General features: G+C 64.9%; 19 protein-coding genes. 9 read left to right on the top strand and 10 right to left on the bottom strand.

What is annotated here, in order from left to right; all coding sequences use genetic code 11:
• Nucleotides 1-10: 10 nt before the first annotated feature.
• From AC07N6_RS17665 to aptA, 5 genes are all read right to left on the bottom strand, one after another.
• The gene (locus AC07N6_RS17665; protein WP_494781379.1) at nt 11-877 is read right to left on the bottom strand and encodes a branched-chain amino acid ABC transporter permease; all 867 of its coding nucleotides are present in this window, start codon (nt 875-877) and stop codon (nt 11-13) included.
• A 167-nt stretch (nt 878-1,044) separates the two neighbouring features.
• Nucleotides 1,045-2,238 carry an ABC transporter substrate-binding protein gene (locus AC07N6_RS17660; RefSeq protein WP_494781380.1) on the bottom strand — a complete coding sequence of 398 codons (1,194 nt, stop codon included), beginning with the start codon at nt 2,236-2,238 and terminating at the stop codon, nt 1,045-1,047.
• Nucleotides 2,239-2,297: 59 nt separating this feature from the next.
• Nucleotides 2,298-2,498: a hypothetical protein gene (locus tag AC07N6_RS17655; RefSeq protein ID WP_494781381.1), complete on the bottom strand. Its 201-nt coding sequence runs from the start codon at nt 2,496-2,498 to the stop codon at nt 2,298-2,300.
• 252 nt (nt 2,499-2,750) lie between these two features.
• Nucleotides 2,751-4,244 (bottom strand): CoA-acylating methylmalonate-semialdehyde dehydrogenase, encoded by a 1,494-nt coding sequence (locus AC07N6_RS17650; protein WP_494781382.1) that lies wholly within the window; start codon nt 4,242-4,244, stop codon nt 2,751-2,753.
• A gap of 34 nt (nt 4,245-4,278) precedes the next feature.
• On the bottom strand, nt 4,279-5,601 hold the full coding sequence (gene aptA / locus AC07N6_RS17645; RefSeq protein ID WP_494781383.1) for an omega-aminotransferase AptA: 1,323 nt from the start codon (nt 5,599-5,601) through the stop codon (nt 4,279-4,281).
• Nucleotides 5,602-5,936: 335 nt separating this feature from the next.
• On the opposite strand from aptA, the gene AC07N6_RS17640 reads away from it, so the two are divergent.
• Nucleotides 5,937-7,355 carry an aminotransferase-like domain-containing protein gene (locus tag AC07N6_RS17640; protein ID WP_494781384.1) on the top strand — a complete coding sequence of 473 codons (1,419 nt, stop codon included), beginning with the start codon at nt 5,937-5,939 and terminating at the stop codon, nt 7,353-7,355.
• A 246-nt stretch (nt 7,356-7,601) separates the two neighbouring features.
• The gene (locus tag AC07N6_RS17635) at nt 7,602-8,246 is read left to right on the top strand and encodes an HAD family hydrolase (protein WP_494781385.1); all 645 of its coding nucleotides are present in this window, start codon (nt 7,602-7,604) and stop codon (nt 8,244-8,246) included.
• A 117-nt stretch (nt 8,247-8,363) separates the two neighbouring features.
• Here AC07N6_RS17635 and AC07N6_RS17630 read toward each other — a convergent pair whose 3' ends face one another.
• Nucleotides 8,364-9,077 (bottom strand): DsbA family protein, encoded by a 714-nt coding sequence (locus AC07N6_RS17630; protein WP_494781386.1) that lies wholly within the window; start codon nt 9,075-9,077, stop codon nt 8,364-8,366.
• 2 nt (nt 9,078-9,079) lie between these two features.
• The gene (locus AC07N6_RS17625) at nt 9,080-9,691 is read right to left on the bottom strand and encodes an NAD(P)-dependent oxidoreductase (protein ID WP_494781387.1); all 612 of its coding nucleotides are present in this window, start codon (nt 9,689-9,691) and stop codon (nt 9,080-9,082) included.
• Nucleotides 9,692-9,847: 156 nt separating this feature from the next.
• Between AC07N6_RS17625 and AC07N6_RS17620 the strand changes: the two genes are divergently transcribed.
• Nucleotides 9,848-10,747: a LysR family transcriptional regulator gene (locus tag AC07N6_RS17620; protein ID WP_494781388.1), complete on the top strand. Its 900-nt coding sequence runs from the start codon at nt 9,848-9,850 to the stop codon at nt 10,745-10,747.
• A gap of 12 nt (nt 10,748-10,759) precedes the next feature.
• On the opposite strand, the gene AC07N6_RS17615 is transcribed toward AC07N6_RS17620, so the two are convergent.
• Entirely contained in the window at nt 10,760-11,320 is a 561-nt protein-coding gene (locus AC07N6_RS17615) for a LuxR C-terminal-related transcriptional regulator (RefSeq protein ID WP_494781389.1), read from the bottom strand.
• A gap of 229 nt (nt 11,321-11,549) precedes the next feature.
• On the opposite strand from AC07N6_RS17615, the gene AC07N6_RS17610 reads away from it, so the two are divergent.
• Both AC07N6_RS17610 and AC07N6_RS17605 read left to right on the top strand, forming a co-directional pair.
• On the top strand, nt 11,550-12,251 hold the full coding sequence (locus tag AC07N6_RS17610; RefSeq protein ID WP_494781390.1) for a CoA transferase subunit A: 702 nt from the start codon (nt 11,550-11,552) through the stop codon (nt 12,249-12,251).
• Nucleotides 12,252-12,261: 10 nt separating this feature from the next.
• On the top strand, nt 12,262-12,912 hold the full coding sequence (locus tag AC07N6_RS17605; RefSeq protein WP_494781391.1) for a 3-oxoacid CoA-transferase subunit B: 651 nt from the start codon (nt 12,262-12,264) through the stop codon (nt 12,910-12,912).
• Between the two features lie 101 nt (nt 12,913-13,013).
• On the opposite strand, the gene AC07N6_RS17600 is transcribed toward AC07N6_RS17605, so the two are convergent.
• Entirely contained in the window at nt 13,014-14,009 is a 996-nt protein-coding gene (locus AC07N6_RS17600) for a pyridoxamine 5'-phosphate oxidase family protein (RefSeq protein ID WP_494781392.1), read from the bottom strand.
• 23 nt (nt 14,010-14,032) lie between these two features.
• Nucleotides 14,033-14,662 carry a glutathione S-transferase family protein gene (locus AC07N6_RS17595; RefSeq protein WP_494781393.1) on the bottom strand — a complete coding sequence of 210 codons (630 nt, stop codon included), beginning with the start codon at nt 14,660-14,662 and terminating at the stop codon, nt 14,033-14,035.
• A gap of 280 nt (nt 14,663-14,942) precedes the next feature.
• On the opposite strand from AC07N6_RS17595, the gene AC07N6_RS17590 reads away from it, so the two are divergent.
• The 4 genes from AC07N6_RS17590 (at nt 14,943) to panE (ending at nt 17,956) form a co-directional block, all read left to right on the top strand.
• Complete coding sequence (locus tag AC07N6_RS17590) at nt 14,943-15,503, top strand: TetR/AcrR family transcriptional regulator (RefSeq protein ID WP_494781394.1); 561 nt, start codon at nt 14,943-14,945, stop codon at nt 15,501-15,503.
• 252 nt (nt 15,504-15,755) lie between these two features.
• Nucleotides 15,756-16,562: an SDR family NAD(P)-dependent oxidoreductase gene (locus AC07N6_RS17585; protein ID WP_494781395.1), complete on the top strand. Its 807-nt coding sequence runs from the start codon at nt 15,756-15,758 to the stop codon at nt 16,560-16,562.
• The gene (locus AC07N6_RS17580) at nt 16,552-16,947 is read left to right on the top strand and encodes a winged helix-turn-helix transcriptional regulator (RefSeq protein ID WP_494781396.1); all 396 of its coding nucleotides are present in this window, start codon (nt 16,552-16,554) and stop codon (nt 16,945-16,947) included. The genes AC07N6_RS17585 and AC07N6_RS17580 overlap by 11 nt, the downstream gene beginning before the upstream one ends.
• Before the next feature lie 76 nt (nt 16,948-17,023).
• Nucleotides 17,024-17,956 carry a 2-dehydropantoate 2-reductase gene (gene panE, locus AC07N6_RS17575; protein WP_494781397.1) on the top strand — a complete coding sequence of 311 codons (933 nt, stop codon included), beginning with the start codon at nt 17,024-17,026 and terminating at the stop codon, nt 17,954-17,956.
• The last annotated feature ends 41 nt before the right edge of the window (nt 17,957-17,997 follow it).

Here is a 17,997-nt window from a genome sequence, read left to right as displayed (position 1 = left end):
CTTCCCGCCATTACGCCGCGCCGGGCCGGCCGAGCAGGCCATTGGGCCGCAGCAGCATGACCGCCGCCATGGCGACATAGATCATCAGGTGCGCGCCTTCGGACCACACCGTGCTCATCACGCTTTGCACGATGCCGACCAGGATGCCGCCGATCAGCGCACCCCAGAAACTGCCCAGGCCGCCGACCACCACCACCACGAAGGCAATGCCCAGCGCCTCTACCCCCATGAACGGGTCGGCGCCGCGGATCGGCGCGGCCAGCGCCCCGGCCAGCCCGGCGGTGGCCGCGCCCAGCGCGAACACCAGGCTGAAGATGCGGTTGATGTTCAGGCCCAGGAGCGACACCATCTCGGTCGACTCGCTGCCGGCGCGCACGATGGAGCCCAGGCGCGTGCCTTCCAGCACCCACCACAAGAGGATGGCCATGACCGCGGTGACGGCAATCACGAACAGGCGGTACTTGGGATAGACGAAGCCGCCGGCCATCACCACGCCCTGCAATATGTCGGGCGGCGAGACATTGTTGCCCAGCGGCCCCCAATACGAGATCACGGCCTCCTGCAGCACCAGCGCCAGGCCCACCGTGAACAGGATATGGAAGTGGTGCGGCAGCGCATACACATGCCGCAGCACGAAGCGCTCCACCACCCAGGCGAACAGCCCTACCACCAGCGGCGCCACCAGCAGCGACCACCAGAAGCTGATGCCCATGTCGACGATCTGGAAGCACAGGTAGGCGCCCAGCAGGAAGAACGCCCCGTGCGAGAAATTGACGAAACGCAGCAAGCCGAACACGATCGACAGCCCTACCGCCAGCAGGAAGTAGAGCATGCCGATGCCGATGCCGTTGGCGATCTGCAGCAGATAGATATTCATGAGGCCTCGTGACACTCAGTAATACACAATGACCGTTCGGACTGAGTAGACCCGAAGGGTCGTATCGAAGACGCACCGTCATGTTTCGCACGCAGTCGCGTCTTCGATACGCCGCTGGGGCGGCTACTCAGTCCGAACGGTTGAGTAGACGCTCCAGCTCGAACGCATCACAGTTTGCACTGCGTCTTGTCCAGCGCCAGGAACGATTTGCCCGACGAGACGATGTCGGCGTAATCGTTCTTGTTGGCCATCTTCGACTTCGCCTTGCCCTTGAGCAGATAGTAGTTCTTGATGACCTGGTGGTCGCCCTTGCGGATTTCCTCGGTGCCGGTCAGGCCTTCGTACTTCATGCCTTCCATCGCCGCGATGACCGCCTTGGGGGCGGTGCTGTTGGCCTTGATGATGGCGTCCAGCATGATCTTGGTACAGATGTAGGAACCGGCCAGGCTGTAGTTCGGGTCGATCTTCAGCGTGTCGTTGACCAGCTTGACGAACTCCTTGTTGAACGGCGAATCGATCGCGTGCCAGTACTGCGCGCCGAAGTACACGCCGTCGCAGATGTCGGCGCCCAGCGTCTCGAACTGCTCCAGTCCCGAGGCCCAGGCCATGAGGATCGTACAGTTGTTCTTCATGCCGAAGCTGGCCGCCTGGCGCAGCGTGTCCGACGACTGCGAACCGAAGTTCAGCAGCAGCAGCACGTCCGGCTTGGCGGCCATGGCGTTGGTCAGGTAGCCGGAGAATTCTTTCTCGGTCAGCGAGTGGTAGCTGTTGCCGACGTGCTCGATGCCCTTTTCCTTGAAGATGTTCTTGGCCGCCGCCAGCAAGCCTTCGCCGAACACGTATTGCGGTGTGATGGTGTACCAGCGCTTGGCGTTGGGCAGCTTCTCCAGCAGCGGGCGCACGGTCTGTTCGATGGCGCCGAAGGTCGGCACCGACCAGCGGAAGGTGGAGCGGTTGCAGTCGCTGCCGGTGATCTCGTCGGCGCCGGCGGTGGTGATGAAGATGCCGCCGGCCTTGTCGGCTTCCTTGCCCATGGCCAGCGCCTCGCCGGAGAGGATGCCGCCGGCGAAGAAGCGCGTGCCCTTCTCGATGGTCTCCTGCATCTTGCGCACGGCGGTGGCCGGCTTGCCTTCGGTGTCGAGCGTGACGTAGCTGGTGTTCTTGCCCAGCACCTTGCCGTATTTCTGCAGCGCCAGCTTCATGCCCATGTCGGCGAACTTGCCGTTGGCGGCGAAGGGGCCCGACATCGGCACCGGGCAGCCGAAGGAAATCGCATCGGCTTGCGCGAAGACATCGTTGAACGACAGCGCGCCCGGCGCGGCCAGTGCGGACAGCTTCAGAAAATCGCGACGACTGAACATATTCACATCTCCCTCAGGATTAAAAACGACAGGTGACATCCACGAAACTTCAACACGCATCAACGCAAATTCCATGCCCAACAAGAGTGAAAATCCGAATGAAACGAGACGCCGGCATGGCGGCAGGACGAGCCAATTCCTCCGCCGGAAAAACGCGGATAAAAAGGGGCGAACGGGCATGACATGATGCGAACGATCATGGCGGGCTCCTCCTGGCCGTGAAATGCGATGTCTCTTTGGTCTTTCTTCGATGCTGCCATCCGTTGTCCATGCCCCGATGTATGTTCATGCGGTGGCCATGCGGATTTTCTTCTTTGCCGGAGATGTATTGCCTCCTTCAGGATTGTCGTCTTTTCCCTCCCGTTGTGCGCTTAAGATTTTTCATCGACATCGCGGTGCATTTTGCGTCGCTGCGGCTTGCCGCCTGCACCAATAACCGGCGCTTCCCACCCCGCTGCCTGCAACAGCAAAAAACGGCATGAAGAATTCATGCCGTTTCCTGTCGTTCCGTCTTACTTCATCTGCGGGAAAGCAAACTCGGCGCCCGCGCTTGCCGTATTCGGCCAGCGCTGCATGACCGCCTTGGCGCGCGTATAGAAACGCACGCCTTCCGGCCCGTACATGTGATGGTCGCCAAACAGGCTGCGCTTCCATCCGCCGAAGCTGGAGAACGCCATCGGCACCGGCAGCGGCACGTTCACGCCGACCATGCCGACCTCGATCTGGCGCACGAACTCGCGCGCCACGCCGCCGTCGCGCGTGTACACCGCCACGCCGTTGCCGTATTCATGCGCGTTGATCAGTTCCACCGCGCTGGCGATGTCGGGCGCGCGCAGCACGCACAGCACCGGGCCGAAGATCTCTTCCTTGTAGATGGTCATGTCGGGCGTGACGTGGTCGAACAGCGTGCCGCCGACGAAGAAGCCCTTTTCGAAACCGGCCACCTTGTGGCCGCGGCCGTCGACCACCAGCCTGGCGCCTTCTTCCACGCCGCGGCCGATCAGGCCTTCGATGCGTTCCTTGGCCGCAGCGGTCACCACCGGACCCATCTCTGCGCCGGCCACGTTGCCCTCGTTGATCTTCAGGCTGCGCGCGCGTTCGGCCAGCGCAGTCACCAACTGGTCGCCGGCGGATCCGACCGCCACCGCCACCGAGATCGCCATGCAGCGTTCGCCGGCCGAACCGAAGGCCGCGCCCATCAGCGCGTCGACCGCCAGTTGCATGTCGGCGTCGGGCATCACCACCATGTGGTTCTTGGCGCCGCCCAGCGCTTGCACGCGCTTGCCCTTGGCGCTGCCGCGCGCGTAGATGTACTCGGCGATCGGGGTCGAGCCGACGAAGCTGATGGCCTTGACCTGGCGGTGGTCGAGCAGCGCATCGACGGTCAGCTTGTCGCCTTGCACGACGTTGAACACGCCGTCCGGCAAGCCGGCTTCCTGCAGCAGCTCGGCGATCAGCAAGGCGGCCGACGGGTCGCGTTCGGAAGGCTTGAGGATGAAGCAGTTGCCGCAGGCGATGGCGATCGGGAACATCCACATCGGCACCATCGCCGGGAAGTTGAACGGCGTGATGCCGGCCACCACGCCCAGCGGCTGGCGCATCGACCAGGCGTCGATGCCGCGCGCGATCTGGTCGGTGTATTCGCCCTTCAACATCTGCGGGATGCCGGCGGCGAACTCGACGATCTCGATGCCGCGCGCGACTTCGCCTTGCGCGTCGGAGAAGGTCTTGCCGTGCTCGCGCACGATGATGCGGGCGAAGTCGTCGGCGCGTTGCTGGATCAGGTGCAGGAAGCGGAACAGTACGCGCGCGCGGGTCAGCGGCGGAGTGTTGGACCAGGCGGGGAAGGCGGCGGCGCCGGACTTGACGGCGGCGTCGACCTCATCGGCCGTGCCCAGCGCGACTTGCGCCACCGGCACGCCCAGCGCCGGGTTGAACACATCGGCGTAGCGGCCGCTGGCGGTATCGACGCGCTTGCCGCCGATGTAGTGGGTGATCTTTTCCATTGTTGCTCGTTGCTCCGTTGATGCGTTGATGCGGTCAGGCCAGCGTCTTGAGGATCGCGGCCAGCTTGCCGAACAGCTCGTCGATCTGTTGTTTGTTGATCACCAGCGGCGGCGACAGCGCGATGATGTCGCCGGTCACGCGGATCAGGATGCCGTCGTTGAAGGCGCGCACGAAGGCGTCGTAGGCGCGCGCGCCGACCTTGCCCGGGATCGAGGCCAGTTCGATGCCGGCGATCAGGCCGATGGTGCGCACGTCGATCACATGCGGCAGGCCGCGCAGCGCGTGCGCGGCGTCCTGGAAGTAGTCCGACACCGACTGCGCATGCTCCAGCACGCCTTCCTGCTGGAACACGTCCAGCGAGGCCAGGCCGGCGGCGCAGGCCAGCGGGTGGCCGGAATAGGTGTAGCCGTGGAACAGTTCGATGCCGTCCGGGCCGTTCATGAAGGCGTCGTGGATCTCCGGCTTGACGAACACCGCGCCCATCGGCACCACGCCGTTGGTCAGGCCCTTAGCGGTGGTGAAGATGTCCGGATCGACGCCGAAGTAGTCGGAGGCGAACGGCGTGCCCAGGCGGCCGAAGCCGGTGATCACTTCATCGAAGATCAGCAGGATGCCATGCTTGGTGCACAGCTCGCGCAGGCGCTTGAGATAACCCTTGGGCGGCACCAGCACGCCGGTGGAGCCGGCCACCGGTTCGACGATCACGGCGGCGATGTTGGAGGCGTCGTGCAGCGCGACCAGGCGTTCCAGTTCGTCGGCCAGATGGGCTCCGTATTCCGGTTCGCCCTTGGTGAAGGCGTTCTGTTCCAGGTTGTGGGTGTGCGGCAGGTGGTCAACGCCTTGCAGCAGCGCAGTGCTGAAGGTCTTGCGGTTGCCGCCGATGCCGCCCACCGACATGCCGCCGAAACCCACGCCATGGTAGCCGCGTTCGCGGCCGATCATGCGGGTGCGGGTGCCGTTGCCGCGTGCGCGGTGGTAGGCCAGCGCGATCTTGATCGCGGTGTCGACCGCTTCCGAACCGGAGCCGGTGTAGAACACGTTGGCGAAGCGGTTGCCGGTGTAGGCCTTGAGGCGCTCGGCCAGTTCGAAGGCGCCCGGATGGCCGAGCTGGAAGGAGGGCGCGTAGTCCAGCGTGGCCACCGACTTCTGTACGGCCGACACGATCTTTGGATGGGCGTGGCCCAGCGGCACGCACCACAGGCCGGCGGTGCCGTCGAGGATGGCGTTGCCGGCGTCGTCGCGGTAGTACATGCCCTCGGCCGAGACCAGCATGCGCGGGCTGGCCTTGAAGTTGCGGTTGGCGGTGAAGGGCATCCAGTAGGCCGACAGGCCGGATTTCTGTTCGGAAGTGGTCATGGGGCGCACCGTGGCAGGGTGAGAGTTGACGAAGTTGAGAATGGCTTGATTATTGCCAGACACTCGCAGTATTGTTAGCTACACTTTTCAATTTGATCCGAGACTGTATTGTTTGTTTGAGTGAACTGTATTGATTCATTTGGCGGGAATGCCAGCATGCGGATGATTCGGCCGTATCGCCGGCAAACGTCGAATGACGGCGATTCCAGTCATTCATGACAGAGAGAAGGACATGGCAGGCTGCGCCTGCCGCAAGCAATACACTTCTTGGAAAAACAAGACACTCCAGTCGGTCGACCAATGAAGTCGCCCGACAACACGCCGAAAGGATGTTCATGGCCAAGCTCCAGCGCGCGCCGCTGCAACTGGATTTGCAAAGGAATACCGCCGCCCGGCTGGTGGAGCAGGTGGCCGATGGCCTGGCGCTGCTGATCGAGCGCGGCGAGCTGCGCTCCGGCGAGCGCCTGCCGTCGGTGCGGCAACTGGCCGAGAGCCACGGCATCGGCGCCTCCACCGTGGTCGAGGCCTATGAACAACTGGTGGCGCGCGGCATGTTGCTGGCGCGGCGCGGGGCCGGTTTCTTCGTCGCCGCGCGCGCCGGGCAATCCGGTGCGCGCGCGGTGTTCATGCCGCACGAACCGGTGATCGACTCGGCCTGGCTGCTGTCGGAAATGTTCGCCGACGAGCGGGTGCCGATCAAGGCCGGTTGCGGCTGGCTGCCCGGCAAGTGGTTGAACGACGAAGGCCTGCACCAGGCCGAGCGCCGCATCATCCGTTCGCCCGGCGCGCAGCAGGTCGGCTACGGCCATCCTTTCGGTTATGCGCCGCTGCGCCAGCTGATCGCGCAATTCCTCGGGCATTGGTCGCTGGACGTGGCCATCGACCAGGTGCTGACCACGCACGGCGCCACGCAGGCGCTGGACCTGGTGATCCGCACCATGACCCAACCCGGCGACACGGTGATGATCGACGACCCCGGCTACTGCAACCTGATCGCCATGTTGCGCCTGGCCGGGCTGAACGTGATCGGCGTGCCGCGCACGCCGGGCGGCGTCGATACCGACATGCTGGAGACGCTGGCGCGCGCGCACCGGCCCAAGATGTTCTTCACCACCAGCGTGCTGCAGAACCCGACCGGCACCTCTTACACGCCGGCCTGCGCCATGCGCGTGCTGCAAGCGGCCGAGCGGCATGGTTTCTGGGTGGTGGAAGACGACATCTTCCGCGAGCTGGGCCAGGCCACCGACCCCATGCTGGCCGCATTGGACGGCCTGCAGCGGGTGATCTACGTGGGCAGCTATTCCAAGACCATCGCGCCTTCGCTGCGCGTGGGTTACGTCGCCTGCCAGCGCGACCTGGCGCGCCAGATCGTGCATACCAAGATGGTGCTCACGCTCACCAATTCCGAGATCAACGAGCGCCTGGTGCATAACGTGCTGACCGAAGGCCATCATCGGCGCCATGTGCAGACGTTGAACGCCACACTGCTCAATGCCCAATCCACGCTCAACGCCAAGCTGGCCGAAGCCGGCCTGATGCCGTTCACCGCCGCGCGCGGCGGCATGTTCACCTGGGCCACGCTGGAAGGTAGCGGCCTGCCGGCGCGCGAGATCGCCGACCGCGCGCGGCAGAAGGGCATCTGGCTGGCGCCGGGCGATTTCTTCCACCTGGCGGCGCCGGAGCAGGCCAGCTTCCGTTTCAATGTGGGTTATGCGGATGTGCCGGAGCTGTTCGATTTCTTCCGCTCCCTGTAGTAAGAACCTGCCCACGATTTCGCCGGGGCCGTTCATATGCCCTTTCAGGCGGTCTGCGGCGTTGCAAAGCCTCGCCGGGCCAACCGGCCCGGCTGCGTTTTGCGCCTTGCATCCCATCCTGAAATGACATTTGACCGACTCCCGGCGAGATCGTGAACATGTTCCAAGAACCGCTTACACTTCTTCACGCAGGCGTCATGGCGCAACAGTAGAATGGCCGTTCCACATTCGCGAGGAACGCCAGGCATGACCATCACTACACCGACTTCCGGCATCCGCGCCGTCGTGTTCGACTTTGGCGGCGTGCTGTTCGACTGGAGCCCGCTGCACGTCTACCGGCACCTGATCGCCAATGATGCCGAGCGCCTGCATTTCCTCACCAAGGTCTGTTCGCCTGAATGGAATATCCAGCAGGACGGCGGGCGTACGCTGGCAGAAGGCACCGAGCTGCTGGTGCGACAGCATCCGCAGCATGAAAGCCTGATCCGCGCCTTCTACGACCGCTGGAAGGAAATGCTGCGCGGGCCGCTGGATGATGGCGTGGCGCTGTTGAAGCAATTGCATGCGCGGCAGGTGCCGCTGTTCGGCCTGACCAACTGGTCGGCCGAGACCTTCCCGTTCGCGCGCGAGAACTATGATTTCCTCAACGTGTTCCAGGACATCGTGGTGTCGGGTGAAGAGAAATGCATCAAGCCCGATGCGCGCATCTACCAGATCGCGCTGGCGCGTTACGGGCGCCGCCTGGCCGACCTGAAACCGGGCGAGCTGGTGTTCATCGACGATGTGAAGAAGAATGTCGAGGCGGCGCAGGCGCTGGGCTGGCACGGCATCCATCATGTGGATGCGGGACAGACGCGTGCGCAGTTGAAGCTGCTGGGATTGCCGTTATAAATAATGTGCCGCCGTCCTGACGAAAGTCAGGACCCAGTGTCGTTCAGCCGCTGTCGGTATGCGGCGAAAGCCGCTGGATCCCGGCCTGCGCCGGGATGACGGATTAGAGATGACGGCTTAGTTGCAATGGCCGCCGTCGATATCGCATTGCGCGACCGATGAACCGGCATGGCCGGTCGTCTCGCCACCGGTTTCCTGCTGCAGGAACCGCGCCCATTCCTGCGGCCGCCCCAGCCACATTCCCGTATCCAGCACTTCCAGCGCATCGCCCCGCTGCAGCACGAAAGTGGGGAAGCCGCGCCCGCCGACCTGGTTCAGCAGTGCGCGGCTGGCGTCGATGTGTCGGGCCAGTTCCTCTTCTTCGATCTTGCGCAAGGCCTGCGTAAAGGCGTTCGCATCGGCGCCCAGCTGCTGCGCCAGTTCAAGCAGCGTGCCTTCGTCGGAGATGCGCAGGCCATCCTGATAATGCGCGCGCTGGATCGCGGCCAGCATGTCCAGCCCGGCGTCATTGCCCTTGAGCGCCTGCATCGCCAGCACGGCGGCAATCGGCGGCGCCGAGTCGAACACCGCGCCGGTATCTTTGAGCAGGCCGTTGAAGTAAGGCTCGCCAAAAACCTGCCCGGTCATCTGCGCGATGCGGCGGTCGTGCGGCATCACATAGTCGCGCAACCCGGCATCGACCTGGCGCCGATTGCGGCCCGCCATCATGCCGCCGCCGTGCGCCTGTACCGGCAACACGCGGCGCGCGGCCGCCACCAGCGGCGCGGCGCCGTAGCACCAGCCGCACAGCGGATCGTGGATGTAGTGGAGGACTTGGGTTGCGGCGCTCATGCTCAGTAGCCTACCGTGAAACGCGCGCGCACATGCTTCGGCTGTTCCAGCTCATCCAGCAGGGCGATGGCGAAGTCTTCATAGGAAATCGAACTCTTGCCGTCGGCGGCCACCAGCAGCTGGTCCTGGCCCAGGCGGAACTTGCCGGTGCGCTCGCCCGGCACGAACAGTGCGGACGGCGAGAGGAAGGTCCAGGCGATCTCCTGCTCCTTGCGCAGGTCGTTCAGGAAGTCGCGCCCGGCCGAGGCTTCCGGCTTGTATTCGGCGGGGAATTCCGGGGTGTCGATCAATGCCTTGCCCGGTGCGATTTCCAGGCTGCCGGCGCCGCCGACGACAGCGATGCGCTGGACGCCCGCCTGCTTGACTGCGGGCAGCAGGTCGGCAGCCTTGAAGTTGGCGAAACGGCCGCTGGAGACGACCACGTCGGCGCCCTTGATGGCGGCGGCCAAGGCGGCGGTGTCCTTGACGTCGGCGCTGCGGGCGGTGACGTTGGCGCGGGCGGTGATCTTGGAGGCGTCGCGGGCGATGGCGATGACGTGGTGGCCGCGGCGCAGGGCTTCTTCGAGGATGCGGCTGCCGACGTTGCCGGTGGCGCCGATGATGGCGATGTTCATGGATGTCCTTTCGTGTCTTGGAGAAATTGCCCGAGGGCGCCGATGCAGCCTTGGGTGTCGTTTGATGCTGAGATGCAGCTTAGCCCTTTATTTCGTCCGGAAAAACAGCATAATTGAACATAGTTTGTTTCTTGAAACGTTCAGGTGAGGGCGCCAATGGACCGGTTGACGGCAATGCAAGTATTCGTGACGGTGGTCGATGGCGGCAGCCTGTCGGCCGCGGCCCAGCAGCTCGACCTGTCGCGGCCGGTGGTGTCGCGCTATGTGGCCGAACTGGAGGAGTGGGTCGGCGCGCGCCTGCTGCACCGGACCACGCGCCGGCTGTCGTTGACCCCGGCCGGCAACGAGATCCTGCCGCGCTGCCGGCAGATGCTGGAGTTTTCCGACGACATGCGCCACGCCGTCGAGGCCCCCGGCGAGACGCCGCGCGGCTTGCTGCGCATCACCTCCAGCACCTCGTTCACGCAGAGCCAGCTGGTGCAGGCGGTGGTGGAGTATGGCCGCCGCTATCCGGAAGTGGCGGTCGACCTGGTGGCGCTGGACCGCACGGTGAACCTGGTGGAGGAACGCATCGACCTGGCCATCCGCATGACCACCCGGCTGGAACCCAACCTGATCGCGCGCAAGCTGACCGTGTGCCGCTCGGTGATCTGCGCCGCGCCCGATTACCTGGCGCGCCACGGCACGCCGAAGAAGGTGGAAGACCTGGCCCTGCACAATTGCCTCACGCACTCCTACGTCGGCCGCAGCCTGTGGCAGTTCGAGGGCAAAGGGCGGGGCGCCAAGCCGGCTTCGGTGGCGGTGGGCGGCAGCATCAGCGCCAACGAGGTGACGGTGTTGCTGCAGGCGGTGCTGGCCGGCGTGGGCATCGGTCACATGCCGGCCTATTCGGCGGCGCCGCTGGTGGCTTCCGGGCAACTGGTGCAGTTGCTGCCGGAGTATGAACCGGTCCAGCTCGGCATGTATGCCGTGTATGCCTCGCGCAAGCACATGCCGGCGACCTTGCGCACGATGCTGGATTTCCTGGCGGAACGTTTCGGCGGGCAGCCGTTTTGAATGATGCCGGGCTCAGGGCGTGATGCTGAGCAGCTTGTGGACCAGTTCGGAAGACGTCGACGCGGCGAACTTGCGCATCAGCCGGGCCCGGTGCATCTCCACCGTGCGCGGGCTCAGTTCCACCTGGCGCGCGATCAGCTTGCTGGTCTTGCCTTCCACCAGCAGCGCCGCGATCTCGCGCTCGCGCGGCGTCAGGCCGGGTGCGATGGGGCGCTTGGCGCTGACGTCTTCGAAGGTCCAGATGCCGGCCGCATGCGGATCGCCCAGCACCAGCGAATGGCCGGTGACGTGGCACCAGAACATCTCGTCGCTGGCGCGCTTCATGATGCGCTCGTCGGAGTAGAAGCCCTTTTCGTTAAGGATGGGCACCAGGCGCAGGCCGGTGCGCTCGAACTCGGCGGCGGTCGGATAGATGGTCTGGAACGACATCTGGCGCAGTTCCCCGACCGCATAGCCGAACATCGCCGCCATCGCCAGGTTGCCCTGCTGGATGACGCGGTGATGCGAGACGCACATGCCGATCGGGGCATGCATGAATACCTGTTCGAAATCGATGGCCGGTGGGATGCTCATGATGTGCTGCGGATGTCCTGGGGTTCCCTCGAGCCTGGCGGCTGCGGCTCGGTGTATGCTGCATTGCGCCAGGTATTTTTACCGTATTGTATGGCCTATTTCGCTGACCTATGATGATTGGCGCTTTTTAATAGCACAATGTGCAGCTATGCTCGCATAAGAGACGGCTTCGCCAAGAAACATCTCATGTTTCTAGGTGCAGCCGTCTCTAAGAGCCGAAAGGAGACTCGTGAACAAAGTGTATCCAGACGCGGCCACCGCGTTGAAAGACATCGTCAAGGACGGCCAGACCATCGCGGTCGGCGGCTTTGGCCTGTGTGGCATCCCTGAGGCGCTGATCGCCGCCCTGCGTGATTCGGGCGTGCAGAACCTGACCGCCATCTCCAACAATGCCGGGGTCGACGGCTTCGGCCTGGGCCAACTGCTCTCCACCCGCCAGATCAAGAAGATGATCGCCTCCTACGTGGGCGAGAACAAGGAGTTCGAGCGCCAGTACCTGGCCGGCGAACTGGAACTGGAATTCACTCCGCAGGGCACGCTGGCCGAGAAGCTGCGCGCCGGCGGCGCCGGCATCCCGGCGTTCTTCACCAAGACCGGCGTGGGCACGCTGGTGGCCGAAGGCAAGGAAATCCGCGAATTCGACGGCGCCAGGTACGTCATGGAGCGCTCGCTGGTGGCCGACATCTCGCTGGTCAAGGCGCAGAAGGCCGACCGCGCCGGCAACCTGGTGTTCAACAAGACCGCGCGCAACTTCAATCCCAACGTCGCCATGGCCGGCAAGGTCACCGTGGTCGAGGTGGAAGAACTGGTCGAGGTCGGCCAGCTCGATCCGGACCAGATCCACACCGCCGGCATTTTCGTGCACCGCATCGTGGTCAACGCCACGCCGGAAAAACGCATCGAACAACGCACCGTCAGCGCGGCGAAATAAGGAGACAGCAATGGCTTGGACCAGAGATGAAATGGCTGCGCGCGCAGCGAAGGAATTGCAGGACGGCTTCTACGTCAACCTCGGCATCGGCTTGCCGACCCTGGTGGCGAACCACGTGCCGGCCGACATCGAAGTGTGGCTGCAGTCGGAAAACGGCCTGCTCGGTATCGGCCCCTTCCCGACCGAAGACAAGGTCGATCCCGACCTGATCAACGCCGGCAAGCAGACCGTGACCACCATCCCCGGCTCGTCCTTCTTCAGCTCGGCGGATTCGTTCGGCATGATCCGCGGCGGCAAGATCAACATCGCCATCCTGGGCGCGATGCAGGTTTCCGGCAAAGGCGACCTGGCCAACTGGATGATCCCCGGCAAGATGGTCAAGGGCATGGGCGGCGCGATGGACCTGGTGGCCGGCGTCGGCCGCGTGGTGGTGCTGATGGAACACGTGGCCAAGGCCAAGGACGGTTCCACCTCGAAGAAGATCTTGAAGGAATGCAACCTGCCGCTGACCGGCGTGGGCGTGGTCAACCGCATCATCACCGACCTCGGCGTGATCGACGTCACCCCGAACGGCCTGAAGCTGATCGAACTGGCGGCCGGCGTGACCAAGGAAGAAGTGATCGAACAGACCGAAGCGGCGCTGGATGTGAGCGCGGTCTGAGCGTTTCAAATTGATGGACAACACAAGGGTGCTGGATTCAGCGCCCTTGTTTTTTGTCTACCGCTTTTGCCCAAGCAGCGATCTGGTATCGGCCAGCGCCGTCAAGTCCAAGAACCCGTCGGTTCCAGGAAAGGCGACAGTCCCGCCTCGCCCCAGCGCAGCGGCAACGCATGCTCCAGCAGCCGCGCCGATTCCACCGAAAACCGCAGCAGCCGCTGCGCGCCCGTGAAGGCATCCACTTCCGGCCCCTCCCAGGTCACTTGCGCCGTCACGCCGAGGTAAAGCAATGCGCCGCTGCTGAAATCCGCGAACAGCAGTCCGGCGCGCGGCTGCAGCAGCAGGTTGCCGATGGTATTGAAGAACGAGTTGCCGATGAAGTCTGGCACGGTCAGCATGTGGTCGCCATCGACCCGGACGAAACCGGGTTTGCCGCCGCGGTGCGATACATCGGCGCCATGGCGCCGGCCGGCTCCCTGCGCTTCTTTATCGTCGTTCGCCAATGCGGTGGCGATGAAGAAGGTGTCGGCGCGGCGGATCATCTGCGCCATTTGCGGAGTGAGCGCGGGGGCGTCGGTGATCGCCGGCGCGGGCAGGGCATGCGCATCCAGCAGTTCGGGTTGGCGCGCCTGGATGTATTTGGGGCAGTTGCCGAAGCTCTGCTCGATGGCGATTGCCATGCCATCGTCCGACAGCGCCTGCACCACGCCGTTGGCGCGGTTGCGCCGGCGCGTGTGCGGTTCGATGCCGAGCAGGCCCAGCCTGGCGCCTTGCCGCAGGTTGCCATGCAATGGATCTCCCGGCGCGATGTGCTGGCCGCGCACCTGCAGCGTGCGCGCATCGGGCGAACGCACAAAGCCCGGCGCGCCGCTCACGATCGAGGCCCAGGGGCGTCCTTCCGCATCCACCGACCCCACCACCATGAAGGGCAGTTGCTGGAAGAACGCGCGGTGCTGGTCGGGCATGAAGTCGCGGATCACGCGCGGGCCGACCGTCGCCATCTGCTCCAGCATGCCGGCGCGCTGCTGGGCGAGCAGTTCGCCGCGATGGAAGGCCCGGTCCGGCGCCCCGGATGCGGGGATGGGTGGAGTGGATGGCATGGCAGGCTCCTTGGCGGCGACGGTCAGGCGGCGATGGCGTGCGGCGAGGCCGGCATGGGGACGAAGCCGGGCAACTGTTCGATGCGTGCGATCCAGCTGCGCACATTGGCATAGGGCGCCAGGTCCACGCCGCCTTCCGGCACGTGGGCGACATAGGTATAGCAGGCCAGGTCGGCGATGGTGGCGTGGCCGGCGGCGAGGAAGCCGCGACCAGCGAGATGGCGCTCGAGCAGTTCCAGCACGGCCAGGGTCTTCTGGTGCGCCAGCGCATAGTCGAGCTCGCGCTTGAACAGTTTCACCAGGCGCACGCGGTTGGGGCCTTCGCATATCTCGCCCGAGGCCAGCGACAGGAATTGTTGCACCTGCGCCGCGCCCAGCGGATCGGCCGGCAGCCACCGTCCCTCATCGTAGCGCTTGGCCAGATAGACCAGGATCGCGGTGGAGTCGTACAGCGTAATGTCGCCGTCGACGACCACCGGAACCTGGCCGCGCGGGTTGAGCGCGAGGAACTCCGGCTGCTTGTGCTGGCCGTGCGGCAGGTCGACATCGACCACCTCGTGCGGCAGGCCCAGCATGGACAGCAGCAGGCGCACGCGGTGTGCGTGGCCGGACAATGGAAAGCCGTAAAGGCGGATGGGTTGTGGTTGCGGCATCTTCTTCTCCCGACGGAGGGTGGGTTGGCGGCGGCATGTTGCCGGCGCGATGGAGTTTTGTGAACTATAATGAACCGAACGATCGGTACAATAGGCGATCGGATTTCAGCTGTCAACCATCGGCATGGAAAATATTTTTATCCCGGAGCGCGGGGAGCAAGCTGATCCTGCATGCCAGCAGTCTTATAATCGAACGCAACCCCGCGCTTCAGTTTCGTTCGAAGTCGCCCGCCATGCCTGCGTATGCAGGCGCAACATTGCGCATCAACAGAAAACCGCCATGCCCGCACCCAGCCTGTCGCGCGAGGAAGTCGCGCAAATCCTGCTTTCCGAATTCCGCCGCTCCGGTTATGAAGGCGCCAGCCTGTCCAGCCTGTCGGCCGCCACCGGCCTGGGCAAGTCCAGCCTCTACCACTATTTCCCCAACGGCAAGGTTGATATGGGGCGCGCCGCCATCGAAGTGGTCGGCCAGTGGATGCGCGGGAAGGTGATCCCGCTGCTGACCTCGGATGCCGCGCCGGAAAAACGCCTCAAGCGTTATTTCGCCGCCATGAGCGATTTTTACGCCAAGGGCACGCTCCCTTGCCTGACCGACCTGTTCACCATCGGCGAGGCGGCCGGCTATTTCCAGCAGCAGTTCAAGCAGAACATCGGCAACACCGTGAAGCTGATCGCCGCCGTGCTGGAAGACGCCGGCATCGCTCCCGCCGAGGCCGTGCGCCGCGCCGAGGACGGGATGGTGATGCTGCACGGCGCGCTGGTGGTGTCGCGCGCCCAGGGCAGCACCGCCGTCTTCACGCGCGTGGTGCGCGGCATCCCCGACATGCTGCTGGCGCCGTAACGGTTTTCCCCGAACCTGTTCCATTCCTGCAAGGGCCGCGCCGCAAGGTAGCGGCCCTTGTTGCATGGCGCTGGTCGGTTTGGCCGCCCTGTGCGGCGTTGCAAAAACGCTCGCCCGAAAAGATGACGGCTTGACAGACGCCAGGTTACTTTTATAATGATAGTTACTATCTTAATGAAAGTCAGTTCCCGCAGCAGGCGACATTCCTCTCGAACGCAGCACATCGACCAACGAAGCAGACAAGGAAACCCAATGAATACCAGCAAACGGCCAGGCAAGGCCCTCATCACCGGCGCATCGGCCGGTATCGGCGCAACCTACGCGCAACGCCTGGCGGCGCGCGGCTACGACCTGCTGCTGGTGGCGCGCGACGCCGCCCGGCTGGAGCAGCTCGCCGCCGCATTGCGCGGCAAGCACGGCGTGCAGGTGGAGGTGCTGCCGGCCGACCTGACCGCCAAGCCCGACCTGCTCAAGGTCGAGCAGCGTCTGCGCGGCGACGCCGATATCTCGCTCTTGCTCAACAACGCCGGCATGGCGGTGCAGGGCAAGCTGATCGACGCCGACATCGACCGTTACGAAGCGATGCTCCAGCTGAACGTGGTGGCGGTCACGCGCCTGGCCGCGGCGGCTGCCGCCAACTTCGGCCAACGCGGCCGTGGCGCGATCATCAATGTCGCCTCGGTGCTGGCGCTGGCGCCGGAAATGTTCAATGGCGCCTACAGCGGCACCAAAGCCTACGTGCTGAACCTGAGCCAGTCGATGCAGCAGGAACTCGGCCCGCTGGGCGTGCAGGTGCAGGCGGTGCTGCCCGGCGCCACGCGTACCGAGATCTGGCAACGCTCCGGCGGCAGCGTCGATCAATTGCCGCCGGAAATGCTGATGGAAGTCGACGACATGGTGGATGCCGCGCTGGCCGGGTTCGACCAGGGCGAAGCCGTCACCATCCCCTCGCTGCCCGACGTTGCCGACTGGAACGCGCTCACCTCCGCACGCCATGCGCTTGGCCCCAATCTCTCGCGCAACCGGCCCGCCGCGCGTTACCTGGACCATGCCGGCTGAGTTGCCCGGCCCGCGCCAGCAGGCGCGGGCGGCGCAGGCGGCGCGCCAGTTGACGCGGCAGGGCCAACCCTGCCCGATCGCCGGCTCGCTGCAACTGATCGGGGAATGGTGGACGGTGCTGATCGTGCGCGATGCCCTGCGCGGCATGACGCGCTTCGAGCAATTTCGCCGCAATCTCGACATTTCCCCCGCCATCCTCTCGCGCCGCCTGCAGGCGATGGTCGACGCCGGCCTGATGGAACGGCGCCGCTACCGCGAGCATCCGCCGCGCGACGAATATGTGCTGACCGACGCCGGCCGCGCGCTGCAGCCGGTGATCGCCGCCCTGCGCGGCTGGGGCCGCCTGTACCTTGGGCAACGCGGCGATGCCGGCAAGAAAGGCTGAAAGCGGCCACAATGCAAGGCCTGAGAACCAGCCTGCCGCCAGCAGCGATGCAGGCACAGACCACAAGGAGAACAAGATGAAGATATTGATCGTGGGCGCCGGCGCCGTCGGCGGTTATTTCGGCGCGCGCCTGCATGCGGCCGGCCGCGACGTCGGCTTCCTGGTGCGTCCGCGGCGCGCCGCGCTGCTGCGTGAACACGGCCTGCGCGTGAAAAGCCCGGCGGGCGACCTGACGCTGCGCGATGCCCGCCTGCTCGATACGGCCGAACTGGCGCCGCACTACGACCTGGTGCTATTGAGCTGCAAGGCCTACGACCTGGAGAGCGCGATCGAATCGCTGGCGCCGGCCGTGGGTTCGCAGACGGCGATCCTGCCGCTGCTCAACGGCATGCAGCATCTCGACATCCTGGAACAGCGTTTCGGCGCCGCCGCCGTACTGGGCGGCCAGTGCGTGATCGCCGGCACGCTCGACGCCGACGGCGCCATCGTGCACCTGAACAATGTCGCCGGCCTGACCTTCGGCGAACGCGGCGGCGGCATCACGGCGCGCGCGCAGGCGATCTCCGATGTCCTCTCCGGCGCCGGATTCGACGTCAAGCTGAGCGAGAACATCCTGCAATCGATGTGGGAGAAGTGGACCATGCTGGCCACGCTGGCCAGTTCCACCTCGCTGATGCGCGCCCCGGTGGGCGATATCCTGCAAGGCCCGGGCGGCCTGGCCTTCATCGAGGGCATGCTGGCCGAGTGCGCCGGCATCGCCGGGCTGCAAGGCTACCAGCCGGGCGAGAGCTTCTACAACCGCACGCGCGGCATGCTGACCGAGCGTGGCTCGTCGCTGACGGCGTCGATGTTCCGCGACATCGGCAACGGCAACCGGATCGAGTCCGACCATATCATCGGCGACCTGATCCGCCGCGGCGACGCCAAGGGCGCCAAGACCACGCTGCTGCAACTGGCCTACCTGCACCTGAAGACCTACGAGGCGCATCGGGCGCGCGCGTCGTCCTGAGATCGGGATGCCTGGGTCGCCCAAGGCGTCCCGGGCATCCC

This window comes from Herbaspirillum sp. GW821-FHT09A12, assembly GCF_059418325.1.
The sequence above is the reverse complement of the archived record's forward strand: the minus strand, read 5'-3'. Positions and strand labels throughout refer to the sequence as shown.